This window comes from Streptomyces sp. NPDC001415 (genome assembly GCF_053597395.1).
Map to the genome: position 1 here is coordinate 225,657 of NZ_JBSFIE010000002.1, position 17,844 is coordinate 243,500.

Annotated in this window: 14 protein-coding genes; 3 read left to right on the forward strand and 11 right to left on the reverse strand. The window is 71.7% G+C overall.

From position 1 onward, the window contains the following. Positions 1–5: 5 nt before the first annotated feature. The 3 genes from ACWC2B_RS03200 to qcrB form a co-directional block, all read right to left on the reverse strand. Positions 6–785, reverse strand: a complete 780-nt coding sequence (locus tag ACWC2B_RS03200; protein WP_450714705.1) for a TetR/AcrR family transcriptional regulator — start codon at positions 783–785, stop codon at positions 6–8. A gap of 90 nt (positions 786–875) precedes the next feature. After that, on the reverse strand, positions 876–1,247 hold the full coding sequence (locus ACWC2B_RS03205; protein WP_450714706.1) for a PPOX class F420-dependent oxidoreductase: 372 nt from the start codon (positions 1,245–1,247) through the stop codon (positions 876–878). Between the two features lie 62 nt (positions 1,248–1,309). Then, positions 1,310–2,869, reverse strand: a complete 1,560-nt coding sequence (gene qcrB / locus ACWC2B_RS03210) for a cytochrome bc1 complex cytochrome b subunit (protein ID WP_450714707.1) — start codon at positions 2,867–2,869, stop codon at positions 1,310–1,312. A gap of 201 nt (positions 2,870–3,070) precedes the next feature. On the opposite strand from qcrB, the gene tsaD reads away from it, so the two are divergent. Then, complete coding sequence (gene tsaD, locus ACWC2B_RS03215) at positions 3,071–4,132, forward strand: tRNA (adenosine(37)-N6)-threonylcarbamoyltransferase complex transferase subunit TsaD (protein WP_450714708.1); 1,062 nt, start codon at positions 3,071–3,073, stop codon at positions 4,130–4,132. A gap of 95 nt (positions 4,133–4,227) precedes the next feature. Here the strand turns inward: tsaD and ACWC2B_RS03220 are convergent, their stop codons facing one another. After that, positions 4,228–5,229 (reverse strand): aldo/keto reductase, encoded by a 1,002-nt coding sequence (locus ACWC2B_RS03220; protein ID WP_450714709.1) that lies wholly within the window; start codon positions 5,227–5,229, stop codon positions 4,228–4,230. Between the two features lie 239 nt (positions 5,230–5,468). Here ACWC2B_RS03220 and ACWC2B_RS03225 point away from each other — a divergent pair, with 239 nt between their 5' ends. After that, positions 5,469–6,740, forward strand: a complete 1,272-nt coding sequence (locus ACWC2B_RS03225) for an aminotransferase class I/II-fold pyridoxal phosphate-dependent enzyme (RefSeq protein WP_450714710.1) — start codon at positions 5,469–5,471, stop codon at positions 6,738–6,740. Positions 6,741–6,811: 71 nt separating this feature from the next. Here the strand turns inward: ACWC2B_RS03225 and ACWC2B_RS03230 are convergent, their stop codons facing one another. Further along, positions 6,812–7,681: an ABC transporter permease gene (locus tag ACWC2B_RS03230; RefSeq protein WP_189968323.1), complete on the reverse strand. Its 870-nt coding sequence runs from the start codon at positions 7,679–7,681 to the stop codon at positions 6,812–6,814. Continuing rightward, positions 7,678–10,299, reverse strand: a complete 2,622-nt coding sequence (locus ACWC2B_RS03235; RefSeq protein WP_450714711.1) for an alpha/beta fold hydrolase — start codon at positions 10,297–10,299, stop codon at positions 7,678–7,680. The genes ACWC2B_RS03230 and ACWC2B_RS03235 overlap by 4 nt, the downstream gene beginning before the upstream one ends. 248 nt (positions 10,300–10,547) lie before the next feature. Here ACWC2B_RS03235 and ACWC2B_RS03240 point away from each other — a divergent pair, with 248 nt between their 5' ends. Continuing rightward, positions 10,548–10,970 (forward strand): N-acetyltransferase family protein, encoded by a 423-nt coding sequence (locus ACWC2B_RS03240; protein WP_450714712.1) that lies wholly within the window; start codon positions 10,548–10,550, stop codon positions 10,968–10,970. Between the two features lie 35 nt (positions 10,971–11,005). Here the strand turns inward: ACWC2B_RS03240 and ACWC2B_RS03245 are convergent, their stop codons facing one another. From ACWC2B_RS03245 to iolB, 5 genes are all read right to left on the reverse strand, one after another. Beyond that, positions 11,006–11,779: a maleylpyruvate isomerase family mycothiol-dependent enzyme gene (locus ACWC2B_RS03245; protein WP_450714713.1), complete on the reverse strand. Its 774-nt coding sequence runs from the start codon at positions 11,777–11,779 to the stop codon at positions 11,006–11,008. Between the two features lie 56 nt (positions 11,780–11,835). Beyond that, a complete protein-coding gene (locus tag ACWC2B_RS03250; RefSeq protein WP_450714714.1) occupies positions 11,836–13,233 on the reverse strand; it encodes an APC family permease in 1,398 nt (465 codons plus the stop codon). Positions 13,234–13,619: 386 nt separating this feature from the next. After that, complete coding sequence (gene mmsA, locus ACWC2B_RS03255) at positions 13,620–15,122, reverse strand: CoA-acylating methylmalonate-semialdehyde dehydrogenase (RefSeq protein ID WP_450714715.1); 1,503 nt, start codon at positions 15,120–15,122, stop codon at positions 13,620–13,622. Positions 15,123–15,136: 14 nt separating this feature from the next. Further along, a complete protein-coding gene (iolD, locus tag ACWC2B_RS03260; protein ID WP_450714716.1) occupies positions 15,137–17,020 on the reverse strand; it encodes a 3D-(3,5/4)-trihydroxycyclohexane-1,2-dione acylhydrolase (decyclizing) in 1,884 nt (627 codons plus the stop codon). Beyond that, positions 17,017–17,832, reverse strand: coding sequence for a 5-deoxy-glucuronate isomerase (iolB, locus tag ACWC2B_RS03265; RefSeq protein ID WP_450714717.1), 816 nt, complete (start codon positions 17,830–17,832; stop codon positions 17,017–17,019). The genes iolD and iolB overlap by 4 nt, the downstream gene beginning before the upstream one ends. Positions 17,833–17,844 lie beyond the last annotated feature (12 nt).

Consider the following 17,844-nt stretch of genomic DNA (forward strand, 5'->3'; position numbering starts at 1 on the left):
GGCCGTCACGCCTCCGGTGGCTCGCCGCCCAGCTCGCGGTGCACCAGGTTCGTTTCCTCCGCCGTCAACGGCCGCTCCGGCAGCGGACGTTGGGCCGGGGCCCGGAAGCCGTCCAGCAGGAGGGCCAGGGGGCGGCGCCAGGAGCCCGGGCGGATCTTTTCGATCGCGGGGAGCGAGGTGCCCAGGGCGCTCAGGGCGAAGAGGAGGTCTTCGGTGACCACGTCCGTGCGCAGTTCGCCGTCCGCCGCGGCCCGGCGCATCAGTTCGCTCAGGGTCTCGTGGTTGTGGACGTGGATCGCGTCCAGGGTCGGGACGCCCTCGATGCCCGTCGTCATCAGGTCCCCGACGCCCCGGTCCCGGGCCAGCAGCGCGCACACGCCTTCCAGGTACGTGGCCAGCGCGCCCCACGCGTCGTCCTCCAGGCGCGCCCTCTCGCCCGAGGCCATCACCGCCGCCAGGTCCTCGTGGAAGACGGCCTCCACCAGGTCGCCCCGGGTCGGAAAGCGGCGGTAGAGGGTCGCGTTGCCGACCCCCGCGCGCTTCGCGATCTCGTCCAGCGGGACGTTGATCCCCTGCTCGGCGAAGAGCTCCTGCGCGGCCGCCACCAGCAGATCCCGATTGCGCTGAGCGTCCCGCCTGAGGGGGGCGGCCTTTTTCGGGCTCTGCTTCTGCATTCGGTTCTGGCTCTGCTTCTGGCTCTCGTTCTGGTGCTGATTCTGCTTCTGGTGCGGGTGCTGGTTCTGCTTCTGGTTCTGGTTCTGGTTCTGGTTCTCCGGCCGGGCCATGGGGTCAGACCCTATATCGGCAATCGGGGGCCCCTCCCCGGTTGCCCGAGCCGGCCGGTGGCCGGGCCGCCCTCGCCCCGTATGCCCACCTCAGTTGACGCTGTACTCCCACTCCGGCTCCCACGCCCGACCGATCAGCCCGGCCCCGCCCGCACCCATCACCAGGCGGACCCCCACCGTCCCGGCCAGGCCGTGACGCAGCCGGCTGCGGGCGAGCAGCACCACCGCCGCCAGGCCGTACTTGTCGATCAGGGCGGTCCGGTAGCGCACCGTGGACTCCTCGTCCAGGAACGCCGCCCTCCCCCGCAGCGCGGCAGCCCCGATCAGGACCCGGGATCCCGCGCGCAGCCGGCACGCGAGGGGCGAGGCCGTCGGGATGAGGATGCCCAGGGCCGAGCCACCGTCCCGGATCACCCACGTACGGTCGGTCACCTCGGCGCCGTCCGGACCGTACGTGGTCACCAACAGGCGCCTGGAGCTTGCCAGTTGGGCGACCCTCGTGCGCATTGGCGTCCGTACGCCGTTCAATGTCCGCCACCCCCGTGCCCGGCGGGAAGGCTCTCGCGCTCCTCCGCCGTCGCCTTCGCGACCTGCCCGCCCTCGCCGAAGTAGGCCCGCGAGAGCCGGGCCCTCAGCGACTTCCCCTCAGCGAGCGGTTCGGGCTGTTCGTGGGCGGTCAGGGTGTGCAGGCGCTCGGCCGGAAGCGGCTCGTGGACCTCGACGTACTCGCCGTGCGGCAGCTTCTTGATGATGCCGGTCTCCCTGCCGTGCAGCACCAGATCGCGGTCGCGCCGCTGGAGGCCGAGGCACCAGCGCCGGGTGATCTCGAAGACGAGTACCGGCACCACGAAGAAGCCGATCCGCACCGTCCAGGTCATGGCGTTCAGCGAGAGGTGGAAGTGGGTGGCGAACAGGTCGTTGCCGCCGCCGACCAGGGTCACCAGGTACAGGCTGATCCAGGCCGCGCCGAGCGCCGTGCGTACGGGCGCGTTGCGCGGCCGGTCGAGGAGGTGGTGCTCGCGCCGGTCCTTGGTGATCCACGCCTCCACGAAGGGATAGACCGCGATCAGGCCGAGGATCGTCGGGAAGAGGAGGAACGGGATCAGAACGCCGAGGGCCAGGGTGTGGCCCCACGCGTTGATCTCCCAGCCCGGCATCACCCGGATCAGGCCCTCCGCGAAGCCCATGTACCAGTCGGGCTGGGCGCCGGTGGAGACCTGGTCGGGGCGGTACGGGCCGAACGCCCAGATCGGGTTGATCGAGGCGACCGCGGCGACGACCGCCGTCACCCCGAAGACCAGGAAGAAGAAGCCGCCCGCCTTCGCCGCGTACACCGGCAGGAGCGGCATGCCGACCACGTTCTTCTCCGTGCGGCCGGGCCCGGCGAACTGCGTGTGCTTGTGGAAGAAGACCAGAATCAGGTGAGCCACGAGCAGGCCCAGCATGATGCCCGGGATGAGCAGGACGTGCAGGCTGTAGAAGCGCGGAATGATGTCCGTACCCGGGAACTCCCCGCCGAACAGGAACATTTGGATGTACGTTCCGACCACCGGCACCGACAGGATCACGCCCTCGATGAAGCGGATGCCCGTACCGGAGAGCAGGTCGTCGGGGAGCGAGTAGCCGAAGAAGCCGTCCAGCATGCCGAGGAACAACAGGCCGAAGCCGAACAGCCAGTTGACCTCGCGGGGCTTGCGGAAGGCGCCGGTGAAGAACACCCGCATCATGTGCACGAACATCGCCGCGATGAAGATCAGCGCCGCCCAGTGGTGGATCTGCCGGATCAGCAGCCCGCCGCGCACCTCGAAGCTGATGTGCATCGTGGAGTCGAAGGCCTCGGAGACCTTCTGGCCGTTGAGCGGGACGTACGAGCCGTCGTAGACGACCTCCACCATGCTCGGCTTGAAGAACAGCGTCAGGTAGACGCCGGTCAGGATGATGATGACGAAGCTGTACAGGCAGATCTCGCCCAGCATGAACGACCAGTGGTCCGGAAAGATCTTCCGCATGTTGGTCTTGGCGAGCCGGTAGAGGCCCACCCGCCCGTCCGCCCAGTCGGCGACCCGCTCTCCGCGCCCTGCCATCCCGAACCCCCTCGCTCCAGCGCGCCTTCACTGCGGACGCGCACGTCGGACGTCGGCAGGTACTGGCACTCCCCTGCCGACGCCCGAATACTAACCGGGGATAGTTCCCCATTTACCTGCGGGGCCCGCCCGCCCGGCTGCCCTTATCCTTATTGCGAACTACTTGCAATAACGGCGGGGCGGGCGGAAGGGGTGTTCGGGGTGGGTGGTCCGGTGGTGCTCGGGATCGAGTCGTCCTGCGACGAGACCGGGGCCGGTCTCGTGCGGAACGGGCGGCTGCTCGGCCACGCGGTGGCGTCGAGCATGGACGAGCACGCCCGGTACGGCGGGGTGGTGCCGGAGATCGCCGCCCGCGCCCATGTCCACTCCTTCACCCCGGTAGTCCAACGGGCCCTGGAACAGGCCGGGTTGGGGATGTCCGACATCGGCGCGGTCGCCGTGACGACCGGGCCCGGCCTTTCCGGCGCCCTCCAGGTCGGTCTCGCGGGCGCGAAGGGACTGGCGTACGCCCTGGACGTGCCGCTGTACGGCGTCCATCACCTGGCCGGGCACGTCGCGGCCGACACCCTGGAACACGGCCCGCTGCCCGACCCGTGCATGGTGCTGATCGTGTCCGGCGGACACACCTCGCTTCTCCTCGTACGAGACCTGGCCCGCGACCCGATCACGCACCTCGGCGACACCCTGGACGACGCGGCGGGCGAGTGCTTCGACAAGGTGGCCCGCGTCTTCGGGCTGCCCTACCCCGGCGGGCCCGCCATCGACCGGGCGGCCAGGGGCGGCGACGCGGGCGCGGTCACGTTCCCCCGGCCGCTGACCGGGCCGCGCGACGACCCGTACGCCTTCTCCTTCTCCGGGCTCAAGACGGCCGCCGCCCGCTGGGCCGAGCGCCACGCGGGCACCCGACTCCCGGTAGCTGACGGGTCGTTGGCGCTCCAGGAGGCGATCGCCGACGTACTGACCCGGAAGGCGGTGGACGCCTGCCGTACGCACGGCGTCGACACTCTGGTCGTGGTGGGCGGGGTCGCCGCGAACTCCCGCGTACGGTCCCTGGCCGAGCAGCGCTGCGCGGAGGCCGGGATCACCCTGCGCGTACCGCCCCTTGGCCTCTGCACCGACAACGGCGCGATGATCGCCGCGGTGGGCGACCTGCTGGTCCGCGCGGGCGCCGAGCCGGCCCCGCTGAACGTCTCCGTCGACCCGTCCGCACCGCTGGAGTACGCGGCCCTGCACCCGGTCGCGCGGAGCGTGCGGGCCGCCTGACGAAGGCGGGCCTTCGCCGGTCCGCGCCGGGCGGCAGGTGTCTCGCGGAACGGTATGCGCCGGGCCTACCGCGCCTCGGCGGAGGGATGCCCCCCTCAGTGCCCCAGCCTCGCCAGCGCCGCGTCCGGGTAGCGCCCCCCGGCGACCGCGTCCTGGGGGACGGCACGGGTCAGCAGGGCCACCTGATCCGGGGTCGGGGTCAGCTCGGTCGCCGCCGCGTTCTCCTCGACGTAGCGGCGCTTCTTCGTGCCGGGGATCGGGACGATGTCCTCGCCCTGCGCGAGCAGCCAGGCCAGGGCGGCCTGGCCGGGCGTGCAGCCGAGGTCGACGGCGACGGCGCGCACCGCGTCCACGAGGGCCAGGTTGTGCTGGATGTTCCCCTCGGCGAAGCGCGGCCAGCGCCTGCGGTTGTCCGCGCCGTCCAGGTCGGACATGGCGGTGATGCTGCCGGTGAGCATGCCGCGGCCCAGCGGGCTGTACGCGACCACGGCGATCCCCAGCTCGCGGCACGCGTCCAGCATCGCGCCCTCGACGACGTCCCGGGTGAACAGCGAGTACTCCAACTGCACGGCGGCGATGGGGTGTTCGGCATGCGCTCTGCGCAAGGTGTCGACGCTGATCTCGCTCAGCGCGAGGTGTCCGATCTTGCCCTCGGCGACCAGTTCGGCCATGGCGCCCACCGTCTCCTCGACCGGGACCGAGGGGTCGCGGCGGTGCACGTGGTAGAGGTCGATGTGCTCGACGCCCAGGCGCCGCAGCGAGGCGTCGCAGGCGTTGCGGACATGGGCCGCCGAGGTGTCCACCCGGTCCACCCGGCCGGTCTCCGGGTCGTGTCGCAGCCCGAACTTCGTCGCGATCACCAGGCGCTCCCGGTCGGCCGCGCGCCGCCGCAGCCAGCGGCCGAGGAACTCCTCGTTGGCGCCGCGACCGTACGCATCCGCCGTGTCAAGGAGGGTGACGCCCAGGTCGAGCGCCCGGTCCAGGGCCCGCTCGGACTCCGCGTCGTCCGGCACCCCGTACGCCGTCGACATGCCCATGCACCCCAGACCCACGGCCGAGACGGTCGGACCCCCGGTGCCGAGTTTGCGATACCTCATGTCGCGTTCAGCTCCCCTTCTGTCACTCCCCGAAGTTCCAGCCCCTCGATTCTCCCGTATTCCGCTTCCGTACGGGCGGAAGGAAGGCGGTCGTCCGGCCCTCAGGTCTCCCGTATTCCGCTTCCGTACGGGCGGAAGGAAGGCGGTCGTCCGGCCCTCAGGGGGCTCTTTGTAAGCTCGACAGGGCGCACCCATCCCATGCCGTTCCACGCACGCGCGGCACCGCGAGAGGAAACACCATGACCACCGAGCTGAGCTCCGACGCACTGGCCGGGCTCCTCGACCAGGCCCGGCAGGACTACGCGGCGCTTGCGGCCCGCGGCCTCAAGCTCGACCTCACCCGGGGCAAGCCCGCGCCCGAGCAGCTCGACCTCTCCGAGGAACTGCTCAGCCTCCCCGGGGGCCGCTACACCTCCGCCGACGGCACGGACGTACGCAACTACGGCGGGCTCCAGGGTCTCGTCGAGCTCCGGGAGATCTTCGCCGAGGTGCTCCAGGTGCCGGCCGGGCAGCTGCTCGCCGCGGGCAACTCCAGCCTGGAGCTCATGCACGACTGCCTCGTGCACGCGATGCTGAGCGTCGTCCCCGGCGCCGAGTCCCACTGGGTGGACCAGGAGCGCCTCGCGTTCCTGTGCCCGGTGCCCGGCTACGACCGGCACTTCTCGCTGTGCGAGCGGTTCGGCATCGAGATGATCCCGGTGCCGATGACCGACGCGGGCCCGGACATGGACGTCGTGGAGCGCCTGGTCGCCGAGGACGCGGGCATCAAGGGCATCTGGTGCGTGCCGAAGTACAGCAACCCGAGCGGCGTCAGCTACAGCGACGAGACCGTGGCGCGCCTGGCCCGCATGGAGACCGCGGCCCCCGACTTCCGGATCTTCTGGGACAACGCGTACGCCGCCCACCACCTGAGCGACGAGCCCACGGAGATCGCCGACCTGCTGGGTGCCTGCGCGGCGGCCGGTCACGCGGACCGCGCGTTCGTCTTCGGCTCCACCTCGAAGATCACCGCCGCGGGTGCGGGCGTCGCCTTCTTCGGCTCCTCGCCCGCCAACGTGCAGTGGCTGCTCGCCAACAACTCCAAGCGCTCGATCGGCCCCGACAAGATCAACCAGCTGCGCCACGTCCTGTTCCTGCGGGACGCGGACGGCGTGCGGGCCCACATGGAGCGCCAGCGCGCCGTGCTGCAGCCGAAGTTCGAGACCGTCCAGCGGATCCTGGAGAGCGAGCTCGGCGGCACGGGCCTCGCGAGCTGGACGGTCCCCAAGGGCGGCTACTTCGTCACCCTTGAGGTCCCCGAGGGCTGCGCCAAGGAGGTCGTGAAGCGGGCCGGCGAGGCGGGTGTCGTGCTGACCCCGGCCGGTGCGACGCACCCGTACGGCGACGACCCGAAGGACGCCACCATCCGCATCGCGCCCAGCTACCCGGGCCTCGCGGAGCTGGAGCAGGCGATCCTGGGCCTGACGGCCTGCGTGCGGCTCGTCGGCTACGAGAAGCTCCTCGCTGCCTGAGCCTGACGGACCGAGCAGGGAGGCCGTCTTCGCACTCCCGGGTGCGAAGACGGCCTTCTCGCATGTCGGCCCTACGACACGATGTCCTTGCGGGCGAACCCGCGGAAGGCAAGCGCGAACAGCACGAGCGCGTACGCCACCGACACCGCCGAGCCCTTCAGCATGCCGCCCCACTCCAGGTGCGGCTGGAGCGCGTCGGCCCAGGCGAACTGCCAGTGCGCGGGCAGGAAGTCCCGCCAGTCGCCGAGCGCCGTCACCGCGTCCAGGACGTTGCCGACGATGGTCAGGCCCACCGCGCCGCCGACCGCGCCGAGCGGCGCGTCCGTCCGCGTGGAGAGCCAGAACGCGAGGGCCGCCGTGACCAGTTGGGACACGAAGACGAAGGCCACCGCGATGGCGAGCCGGGGTATGGCCTGGCCCGAGCCGAGCGAGCCGCCGGTCGGGATCTGGAGTGGCCCCCAGCCGTAGACCGCCGTACCCGCCGCGAGCGCCACCACCGGCAGCAGCACGATCGCCGCCGCGCTGAACCCGAGCGCCACCGCCAGCTTCGACCACAGCAACCGGGCCCGGGGCACGGGCGCGGCCAGCAGGTACCGCAGCGAGGACCAGCTCGCCTCCGAGGCCACCGTGTCCCCGCAGAACAGCGCGACGGGCACCACGAGCAGGAAGCCCGCCGACACGAACAGGCAGGTCGCGGCGAAGTTGGCGCCGGACGCGGTCGCCGTGTCCATCAGCGTGATGCGGCCGTTGCGGCTGCTCGGGCTGCCGCCGATGGCGAAGGCGACGATCAGGACGAACGGCAGTGCGCCGAGCACCGCGCCCATGACCAGGGTGCGTCGGCGCTTGAGCTGCCGTACGGCCTCGACGCGCAGGGGCAGGGTGCGCCGGGCCCGATAGCCGGGGGCCGTCTCGCCCGACGGGGACTCCATCAGCGTGGTCATGCGGAACCTCCGATCAGGGTGAGGAACGCGTCCTCCAGGCGGCGGTGCGGGCCGATGCCGGTCAACCGCACGTCCAGGCGCAGGAGTTCGGCGATGAGCTCGGTGGTGGTCGCCCCTTCGAGGCGGATCAGGAGGCCGTCGTCGGTGCGCAGCGCCGAGCCGATGCCGGGCAGCGCCGCCACCTTGTCCACGACGGCCTCGGCGACCGGTTCGGCGGTCGTGACGAGCAGGGTGTCACTCGCCCCGGTGATCTCGGCGACGGGCCCCGCCTGGACGAGGCGGCCCCGGTCCATCACCACCAGATGCGTGCAGGACTGCTCGACCTCCGACAGGAGGTGGCTGGAGACGATCACGGTGCGGCCGCCTTCCGCGTACCGGATCATCACGTCCCGCATCTCGCGGATCTGCGGCGGGTCGAGCCCGTTGGTCGGCTCGTCGAGGATCAGGAGGTCCGGCATGCCGAGCATGGCCTGCGCGATGGCGAGCCGCTGCCGCATGCCCTGCGAGTAGGTGCGCACCGCGCGCTGGAGGGCATCGCCCAGGCCCGCGATCTCCAGGGCCTCCTCGATGCGGGAGTCCTCTGCGGGGCGGCCGGTCGCCGCCCAGTACAGCTCCAGGTTCTCGCGGCCCGACAGGTGCGGCAGGAAGCCCGCGCCCTCGACGAACGCGCCGACCCGGGACAGGACGGGCGAACCCGGCCGGATGGCGTGGCCGAACACCCGGATCTCGCCGCCGTCGGGCCGGATCAGCCCCATGAGCATGCGCAGGGTGGTGGTCTTGCCCGCGCCGTTGGGCCCGAGCAGGCCGAGCACCTGGCCCTTCTCGACGCGGAAGGACAGCTCCCGCACCGCGTACCGGTCGCTGGACTTGGCGTATTTCTTCGTCAAGTCCGTCATATGGAGCGGCACTTGGGCCAGCTCCGGGTCGGGCGCGGGGGTGTGGGTGCGCCGGGTGACCAGGAGCGCGCCGCCGATGAGAGCCCCGGCGAGCGGCAGCCCCCACACCCACCAGGAAAGACCGGCGGAGGCGGTGCGCGCGGCGGGCACGGTGGGCACGCTCAGGCCGCCGCCGTCCAGCGACACGGTGTACGTGGCGGGTGCGGCCGGGGAGGCGAAGCCGAGGTCGGTGGCGGCCACGACGAGGCGCAGCCGGTGGCCGGCCTCGATGTTGTGGTCGACGGCGGGCAGGGTCAGCTCGACGGTCTTTCCGTCCTTGGCGCCGTCGACCCGTATCGGGGCGACGAGCTGGGAGGGCAGCACCTGCTGCTTGCCGTCGGGGCCGACGTCGTACACCTTCCCGAAGAGCACGGCGCTGTCGCCGCTCGACTTCACCTTCAGCTTGACGGTGGGCGAGCCGGTGACGTGGACGCCGGTCTTCAGGGGCGCCGAGTCGAACTTGGCGTACTGGCCGGGGAAGTCGAGGGAGAGGCCGACGCCGAGGGAGGACAGGCCCGACAGGCCCGCGCCGAGGCCGGGCACCGCCGAGATCGCGGGCGGCGCGCCGCCCGGCGGGTTGTCGAAGCTCTGCTCGCGGCCGGTCAGCGCGATCGTCTGCCGGCCGCTGCCCAAGCCGGGGTAGTTGCCACTGCTCGCGCCCCTCAACTGGGCGGCGCCATCGGTGGAGTTGATGCCTCCGGTACGGGTGACGCGGAAGGCAGGACCGGTGTCGGCTCCCTTGTCGTCCTTCAGGTACCGGTCGAACCACCGGGTGACGCGGGCCTGGGTGCGGCCGGTCTCGCGGTCGCCGCCGTCGTGGCCGCCCGCGACCCAGTCGACCGAGACGGGCGCGCCGTTGGCGGCGATCCGCTTCGCCATGGCGTCGGCCTGGCCGAGCGGGAACAGCGAGTCGGTCTGGCCCTGCATGATCAGCGCGGGCGCCTTGATCCGGTCGCCCACGGCCGAGGGGCTCTTCGATTCGAGGAGCTTTTTGGCCTCGTCGTCCGGCTGCCCGGCGGTCGCGACCCGGTTGTACATGTCGCAGATCCGCGGCTCGAACTTCTGGCAGCCGCCCGCCGTGGAGACGAAGATCCCCGCCCAGAGCTTCTTGTAGACCCCGTCGGGGAAGAAGACGTCCGACAGGTTCCAGTACGTCATCTCCGGGGCGATCGCGTCGACCCTCTTGTCGTACCCGGCGGCGAGCAGCGAGATCGCCCCGCCGTACGACACCCCGGTCACGCCGACGCGCGGGTCGCCCGCGCCGTCGAGCCGTACCTCGGGCCTCTCGGCCAGCCAGTCGATCAGCCGCGACACGTCCTTGACCTCGGACTGCGGGTCGTTGAGCCCGATCTGGCCGCTGGACCTGCCGAAGCCGCGCGCGGACCACGTCATGACCGCGTACCCGTCGCGCGCGAGCTGCTCGGCCTGGCCCTTCACCTCGTCCTTGCTGCCGCCGAAGCCGTGTCCGATCAGCACGGCGGGCCGCTTGTCCTTGGCGCTGCCCGCCGTGAAGAACGAGGTGTCGATCTTCGCTCCGGGCATGTCGAGCACCCGGTCCTCACGGTGCACGGCGGGGGCACCCGAGGCGCCCGCGGCACTCCAGACACCGGCCCCGGCCAGCGCGGCGAGGGCGGCCGCCCCCGCGCCCACCCGCCATCGGCGTCTGCGCATGCTGATCTCCATGCCCCAACGGTATGCGCCCGCACCGACAACCGAGCCTGCCGCTGGGTGGAAGTGCCTGCTGTACCCGGGGAGTACGGTCGCACCGTCCCGTACCGCAGCGGGAGTAGTGAGCCGGCCGCACGCACACCGCGGGAGAATGCCGAGCCCGCCATGGACACGCCGCACAGGAAGGGCGGGCCGCCCGGCACACGCCCCACGGGCAGCGCGGGGCCGCCATGGACACGCCGTACTCGAAGGGAGCGCCCGCCATGGAGAGTCCGTACGAGATCCGCCGCGCCACCACCACGGCCGAGCTGGCCGCCGCACAGCACCTGTACGACGGCCCCGCCCGCGCAGAGTGGGCGGCCCGGTTCCTCGCCGCGCCGGGGCACCTGATGCTCATCGCGTACGCCGGCGGCGAGCCCGTGGGCTTCGTGTCCGGCATCGAGATGCTGCACCCGGACAAGGGCAGTGAGATGTGCCTGTACGAGCTGGCGGTGGCCGAGCCGCACCGCCGCCGCGGCATCGGGCGTGCCCTGGTCGACGCGCTGGCCGCCGTCGCGCGGGACCGCGGCTGTTACGACATGTGGGTGGGCGTGGACACCGACAACGACCCGGCCCTTGCCACGTACCGCGCGGCGGGCGCGAAGGACGACGGCCCCTTCGCGATGCTGACGTGGCCCTTCACCTGACCGGCCCGGGGCCCCAGGCCGGTTGACGGGTCGGCTCAGCCGAACGTCGCCGTGCTGAGCCAGCGGTCGAGCACGCCCGCGTCGCCGAGTATCTCGACGGTCGGGGTGTCGGTGGGCAGGCGGCGGTAGAAGACGCGCAGTACGTCGGCGAGGGGGCCGCGCACCGCGACCGTCGCCTTGTCGTGGGCGCGGCGCCAGGTGAAGCCCTCCTCGCCGATCTCGATGAGCCATTCGGCGCCCGGAACGTCCGTCGCGTGCAGGTGCAGGGATTGGCCGGGCTCGCCGAGCGGGGTCTCGGAGCTCTCGAACGCCCGGGCGAAGTCGACGATGCCGAGCCATTCGTCGATGGCGTCGGCCGCCACGTCGGCGGGCAGGGTGTACGCCGCGCCCACCGCGCCGGCCGCGTCCGCGCGGTGCACGACGGTCTCGTGGGCCATCCGGCGCGACCAGAACGAGGTGGTCGTCTCCCCCGCCCAGGACCAGATCTTCATATCGGGCCCGGCGTCCCGCAGCGCCGCGGCGCAGAGTTCGGCGCCCTCGGCCAGCCAGGCGTCGAGGGCGGCCGCGTCGTCGCTCCCGGGCCCGCCGCGGCCGGCCACCTCCTCCGGCTTGACCGGCTCCATGGCCTTGGTGCTCACGAGGTGGTGGACCCAGCGGTGTGCTCCGCCCACGTGCACGACGAGCTCGCGCAGGGTCCAGTCGGGGCAGGTCGGCACCTTCGCGGAGAGGTCCGCGCCGGCCAGGTGGGACCTCAACTCGGCGGTCTGACGGACGAGTTCGTCGCAGTACGTCGCATGCTCAAGAGTCATGGCGCCACCCTAGGCGACCCCGGTGACAACCCGCCGGACACCCCCTGGGAGCCGCCTCAGGCCTGCGCGTCCTCGGGGATGCTGACGAGCCAGCGGGTCTCGCGGCGCGGCCGCAGGTAGAGCGCCCAGTACAGGGTGGCGGCGGCGGTGATGCCGCCGGTCCACAGCAGGTACTGGGTGTCCTGCTGGGTCAGGATGTAGGCGAGTACGGCGATGAGGAGGACCGGCACCGCGGGCCACAGCGGCATCCGCCAGGCCGGGACGTCCTTGTGCGAGCCGCGCCGGCAGAGCAGGGCGGCGACGGCGACCAGGAGGTACATGGCGGTGACGGAGACGCCGGTGACGCCGTAGAGGGTGTCGAGCTTGACGAAGCACAGGCCTGCGCCGGGAACGCCGACGAGGAGGGTGGCCACCCACGGGGAGCCGAACCGGCCGAGCCGCGACAGGCCCCGGTTGACGGGCTCGGGCCAGGCCTTGTCGCGGGCGGAGGCGAACAGGACGCGGGAGTTCTGGATGACCATGACGATGCCCGCGTTGATGATGGCGAGGGCGACGCAGAGGCTGACGAAGGTGCCGACCGCGGAGTTCGACCAGGCGCTGACCATGTCGCTGAGGTTGCCGCTGGTGAGGGCGGCGAGGTCGGGGGCGCCCAGCGTGATGGCCACAACGGGCACCAGGATCACGGCGGTTGAGATGGCGAGGGTGGCGAGCACGGTGCGGGCGACGTTGCGCCGCGGGTGCTCCAGTTCCTCCGACAGGTACACGGCGGTCGAGAAGCCCTGGGTGATGAAGAGGGCGATGGCGAGTCCGGAGATCACCATCATGGCGGTGACCGTAGAAGGCGCACCGCTGTCGGTCGCGACCGAGCCGTGCACGAGAGCCGAGGCGCCGCGCTCGCTGTGGGCGAAGCCGAGTACGGCTACGACACCGGCCGCGACGACTTCGAGTACGAGGAAGATTCCGGTGATCCAGGCGTTGGCGCGCAGGTCGAGCAGGCCGGCCAGGGTGGCGAGCAGCATGACGCCGGCGCCGGCGAGCGGCGCCGGTATGTGCACGACCGGCGCGAGGTAGTCGGCGGTGCCCATCGCGATGACGGGCGGCACGATCATCACGACGAGCAGCGAGAGGACGAACACCAGCCAGCCCGCGAGCCGCCCCGCCATCGTCGACACCATGGCGTACTCGCCGCCCGCGCTGGGGATGAGGGTGCCCAGCTCCGAGTAGCAGAAGGCGACGCCGATGCAGAGCAGCGAGCCGATCGCGATGGTGAGGGCGGTGTACGTGCCGAGCGTGGCGAAGAGGTCGGGCACGACGACGAACAGGGTGGAGGCGGGCGTCACGCAGGACAGCGTGAGGAGGGTGCCGCCCACGACGCCGATGGAACGCTTGAGCTTCTGCGGGGTGGGGCCGGTCGCGGGGGCGAGCGCCTGGGGGGCGCTGAGCGTTTCCGTCATCGTGCGGTTCCGATCGACTGGTGCGGTTCCGAAGCGCGGGAGCGGTATCGCCTCCAGAGGCGGGGTGGTGAAGTGGTTCGCTCGGCTCCCGGGTGGACGTCATGGAATCCTTCGGAGAACCGCAGGTCAATAGCGGGTTACCTGCGGAATCCGAAGATCTGGCCCGGTTGTACGCCGGTTTTCGGCGTTAAGGACGTGTCAAGACATGAAGTTCGCCCGGTACGGGAACCGCAGCGCACCCGCCGAAGTTCGTCGGCAACTTTCCGCGGTACGGACGCGTACGACGCGTACGTACGCTCTGAGCCGCTCGATCGGCCGGCACGGCGACGGCCGCCGCCCGCACCCCTCTCAGGGGGCGGACGGCGGCCGTGGAGCGGATCAGGCGATCAGTGGTTCCGCGGGAACCCCAGGTCCACGCCCGACGGGCCGTCGGCCGGGTCCGGCCAGCGGGTCGTGACTACCTTGCCCCGGGTGTAGAAGTGCGTGCCGTCGTTGCCGTAGATGTGGTGGTCGCCGAAGAGGGAGTCCTTCCAGCCGCCGAAGGAGTGGTAGCCCACCGGCACCGGGATCGGCACGTTCACGCCGACCATGCCGGCCTCGACCTCCAGCTGGAAGCGGCGGGCCGCGCCGCCGTCCCGGGTGAAGATCGCGGTGCCGTTGCCGAAGGGGGAGGCGTTGATCAGCGCCAGGCCCTCCTCGTACGTCTCGGCGCGCAGCACGCACAAGACCGGGCCGAAGATCTCGTCGCGGTAGGCGTCCGCCGAGGTCGGGACGTGGTCCAGGAGGGACAGGCCGATCCAGTGGCCGTCCTCGAAGCCCTCGACCGTGTAGCCCGTGCCGTCGAGGACGACCTCGCAGCCCTGGGCGGCCGCGCCCGCGACGTACGAGGCGACCTTGTCGCGGTGGGCCGCGGTGATCAGCGGGCCCATCTCGGAGGACGGGTCGTCGCCGGGGCCGATCTTGATCTTCTCGGCGCGCTCGCGGATCTTCTCCACCAGCTCGTCGCCGATCGCGCCGACGGCGACGACCGCGGAGATCGCCATGCAGCGCTCGCCCGCCGAGCCGTACGCGGCCGAGACGGCGGCGTCGGCCGCCGCGTCCAGGTCGGCGTCCGGCAGGACCAGCATGTGGTTCTTGGCGCCGCCGAGCGCCTGCACCCGCTTGCCGTTCGCGGAGGCGGTGGTGTGGATGTAGCGGGCGATCGGCGTCGAGCCGACGAAGGAGACGGCGGCCACGTCCGGGTGGGCGAGCAGTGCGTCGACGGCCACCTTGTCGCCGTGCAGGACGTTGAAGACGCCGTCGGGCAGGCCCGCCTCGGCGAGCAGTTCAGCGATCTTCATCGACGCCGACGGGTCCTTCTCCGAGGGCTTCAGGACGAAGGTGTTGCCGCACGCGATGGCGAGCGGGAACATCCACATCGGCACCATCGCCGGGAAGTTGAACGGCGTGATGCCCGCGACGACGCCGAGCGGCTGGCGGATGGAGGCCACGTCCACCCGGCTGGAGACCTGGGTGGACAGTTCGCCCTTGAGCTGGGTGGTGATCCCGCAGGCCAGGTCCACGATCTCCAGGCCGCGGGCGACCTCGCCGAGTGCGTCCGAGTGCACCTTGCCGTGCTCGGCGGTGATCAGCTCGGCGATCGCGTCCCGGTTCGCGTCGAGCAGCGCCCGGAACTTGAACAGGACGGTGGTGCGCTGGGCCAGCGAGGAAGTACCCCAGGTCGCGTACGCCGCCTTGGCGGTGGCGACGGCCCGGTCCACCTCCTCCACCGACGCGAAGGCGACCTGCGTGGTGACCGCGCCGGTCGCCGGGTCGGTCACCGGGCCGAAGCTGCCCGAGGTGCCCTCGACAGTCTTGCCACCGATCCAGTGGTGGACGGTCTTCGTCATGTCCAAGTGCTCCTTCACAGATGGCGGCGTCGGGCGGTGACGTGCCGTTCGTACTCCTCGCGGGCCGTGACCGCCGACGTACGGGTCGCGGTCTCGGCCACGGGCACATCCCACCACGCCTGGGCCGGGGGCGGGCCCGACACTGTGTCGGGCGTTTCGGTCTCCACGTAGACACATGTGGGAACGTCGGTCCTACGCGCTTCGGCGAGGGTTTCTCGCAGGTCACGCACGGTTTTGGCGCGAAGTACGCGCATCCCGAGCGAGGCCGCGTTGGCCGCCAGGTCGACCGGCAGCGGATCGCCGCCGTACGTCCCGTCCGGCGCGCGGAACCGGTACTCCGTGCCGAACCGCTCACCTCCCACCGCGTCCGAGAGCCCGCCGATCGAGGCGTACCCATGGTTCTGGAGGATCACCACCTTGATGGGGATGTTCTCCTGCACGGCGGTGACGATTTCGGTCGGATTCATCAGATACGTACCGTCGCCGACCAGCGCCCAGACCGGCCGCCCGGGTGCCGCGAGGGCGACTCCGACGGCCGCGGGGATCTCGTAGCCCATGCAGGAGTAGCCGTATTCGACGTGGTACTGGTCGCGCGAGCGGGTCCGCCACAGCTTGTGCAGGTCGCCGGGGAGCGAGCCGGCCGCGTTGATCAGGATGTCGTCCCCGTCGACCAACGTGTCGAGTACGCCGAGGACTTGGGCCTGGGTGGGGCGGGCCTCGTCGGACGCTGGCGTGTAGGCGGCGCTCACCCGCTCCTCCCACTCCGCCTTCAGCCGCGTGCACTCGGCCTCGTACGCGGCCGGTACGCGGTGGCCCTTGAGCGCCTCGTGCAGCGCGGCGAGGCCCGTGCGGGCGTCGCCGACCAGTTGGCGGCCGCCCATCTTGAGCGCGTCGGCGGGGCGGACGTTGAGGTTGATGAAGCGGACGTCCGGGTTCTGGAAAAGCGTGGCGGAGGCGGTCGTGAAGTCGCTCCAGCGGGTGCCGACGCCGAGCACCACATCGGCGGTGCGGGCCAGTTCGTCGGCGGCGGCCGTACCGGTGTGGCCGATGCCGCCGACATCGCGGGGGTGGTCGTGGGGCAGCGCGCCCTTCCCGGCCTGGGTGCTCGCAACCGGGATGCCGCTGTCCTCGGCGAACGCGCCGAGCACGTCCTGGGCCCGGGCGTGCCGCACCCCGCCGCCCACGACGATCAGCGGCCGCAGGGCCTGCCTCAACTCCCGTACCGCACCAGCCACTTCATCCGGATCGACGGCGGGAGCCCGGACCGACCACACCCGCTCGCGGAAGAACTCCTCCGGCCAGTCGTACGCCTCCGCCTGGACGTCCTGGGGCAGCGCGAGGGTGACCGCGCCCGTGTTCGCGGGGTCGGTGAGGACGCTCATCGCGTTCAGGGCGGCCGGGATCAGCGCCTCGGGGCGGGCGATGCGGTCGAAGTAGCGGGAGACGGGGCGCAGGCAGTCGTTGACCGACACGTCGCCCGCGTAAGGGACTTCGAGCTGTTGAAGGACCGGGTCGGCGGGGCGCCCGGCGAAGGTGTCGCCGGGCAGGAGCAGCACCGGGAGGTGGTTGATGGTGGCGAGGGCCGCGCCCGTGACCAGGTTGGTGGCGCCGGGCCCGATGGAGGTGGTCACCGCATGGGCGGAGAGCCGGCCGGACTGGCGGGCGTATCCGACGGCGGCGTGCACCATCGCCTGCTCGTTGCGGCCCTGGTGGAAGGGCATGGCGTCCGGCCCGGATTCGAGGAGCGCCTGCCCGATCCCGGCGACGTTGCCGTGTCCGAAGATGCCCCAAGTGGCCGCGATCAGACGGTGGTTGACGCCGTCGCGAGCCGTGTACTGGCGGGCCAGGAAGGCGATCAGCGCCTGGGCGGTGGTGAGGCGGCGCGTCGTACCGGTCACTGGTATCCCTCCACGTGGTCGGGGTGGAAGGAGATCTTCCACTCCCGTTCCTGTCCCGGGCCCGCCATCACGTTCAGGTAGTACATGGCGTTGCCGGGCTGGGCGATGGACGGCCCGTGCCAGCCGTCCGGCACGAGCACCGCGTCGCCGGCGCGCACCTCAGCGAGGAGGTCGGCGCCGCCGGCGCGGGACGGCGAGATCCGCTGGTAGCCGTAGCCGCCGGGGCGCTCGAACTCGAAGTAGTAGATCTCCTCCAACTCGCTCTCCCTGCCCGGCAGATGCTCGTCGTGCTTGTGCGGCGGGTACGAGGACCAGTTCCCGCCGGGCGTGATCACCTCCACGGCGATCAGCCGGTCGCAGGCGAAGGCGTCCGCCGAGGCGAAGTTGCGCACGGTACGGGAACAGTTCCCGGAGCCTCGCGCTTCGACGGGTACCTCCGGCGCGGGGCCGCGGCGAGCGGGGAGTCTTCGCTCGCACCGCGCTCCTGCCAGGGCGAAACGGCCTCCCGCGCCGGAGGTGATCTGGGCGTGCGCGTCACGCGGCACGTAGGCGAAGTCGGTGGCGCCGTCGAACACGCCCTTGCGGCCGTCCAGTTGGAGGGCCTGGTTGTCGGTGCGCACCGCGCAGCCGCCGCTGAGCGGCACCACGAGCCACTCGCTGTCCCCGGCGGCCAGCAGGTGCGAGCCGCCGGGCGGCAAGGTGAGCACGCGCAGGGACGAGTAGCCCCACCCGGCCCGCTCCGGGCCGATATCGAGCGCGTACGCACCCTGCGCGGTCTCCCCCGCTCGTACGAGCAGTCCTTGGTGATCCATGCCTGAACTCCT

Bases quoted from the DNA above. Each gene is read 5' to 3' on its own strand.
- ACWC2B_RS03230 (WP_189968323.1), bottom strand. From the start codon at position 7,681: ATGACCACGCTGATGGAGTCCCCGTCGGGCGAGACGGCCCCCGGCTAT.
- ACWC2B_RS03235 (WP_450714711.1), bottom strand. From the start codon at position 10,299: ATGGAGATCAGCATGCGCAGACGCCGATGGCGGGTGGGCGCGGGGGCG.
- mmsA (WP_450714715.1), bottom strand. From the start codon at position 15,122: ATGACGAAGACCGTCCACCACTGGATCGGTGGCAAGACTGTCGAGGGC.
- iolB (WP_450714717.1), bottom strand. From the start codon at position 17,832: ATGGATCACCAAGGACTGCTCGTACGAGCGGGGGAGACCGCGCAGGGT.
- ACWC2B_RS03240 (WP_450714712.1), top strand. From the start codon at position 10,548: ATGGAGAGTCCGTACGAGATCCGCCGCGCCACCACCACGGCCGAGCTG.
- ACWC2B_RS03200 (WP_450714705.1), bottom strand. From the start codon at position 785: ATGGCCCGGCCGGAGAACCAGAACCAGAACCAGAACCAGAAGCAGAAC.
- ACWC2B_RS03220 (WP_450714709.1), bottom strand. From the start codon at position 5,229: ATGAGGTATCGCAAACTCGGCACCGGGGGTCCGACCGTCTCGGCCGTG.
- ACWC2B_RS03250 (WP_450714714.1), bottom strand. From the start codon at position 13,233: ATGACGGAAACGCTCAGCGCCCCCCAGGCGCTCGCCCCCGCGACCGGC.
- ACWC2B_RS03245 (WP_450714713.1), bottom strand. From the start codon at position 11,779: ATGACTCTTGAGCATGCGACGTACTGCGACGAACTCGTCCGTCAGACC.
- qcrB (WP_450714707.1), bottom strand. From the start codon at position 2,869: ATGGCAGGGCGCGGAGAGCGGGTCGCCGACTGGGCGGACGGGCGGGTG.
- ACWC2B_RS03225 (WP_450714710.1), top strand. From the start codon at position 5,469: ATGACCACCGAGCTGAGCTCCGACGCACTGGCCGGGCTCCTCGACCAG.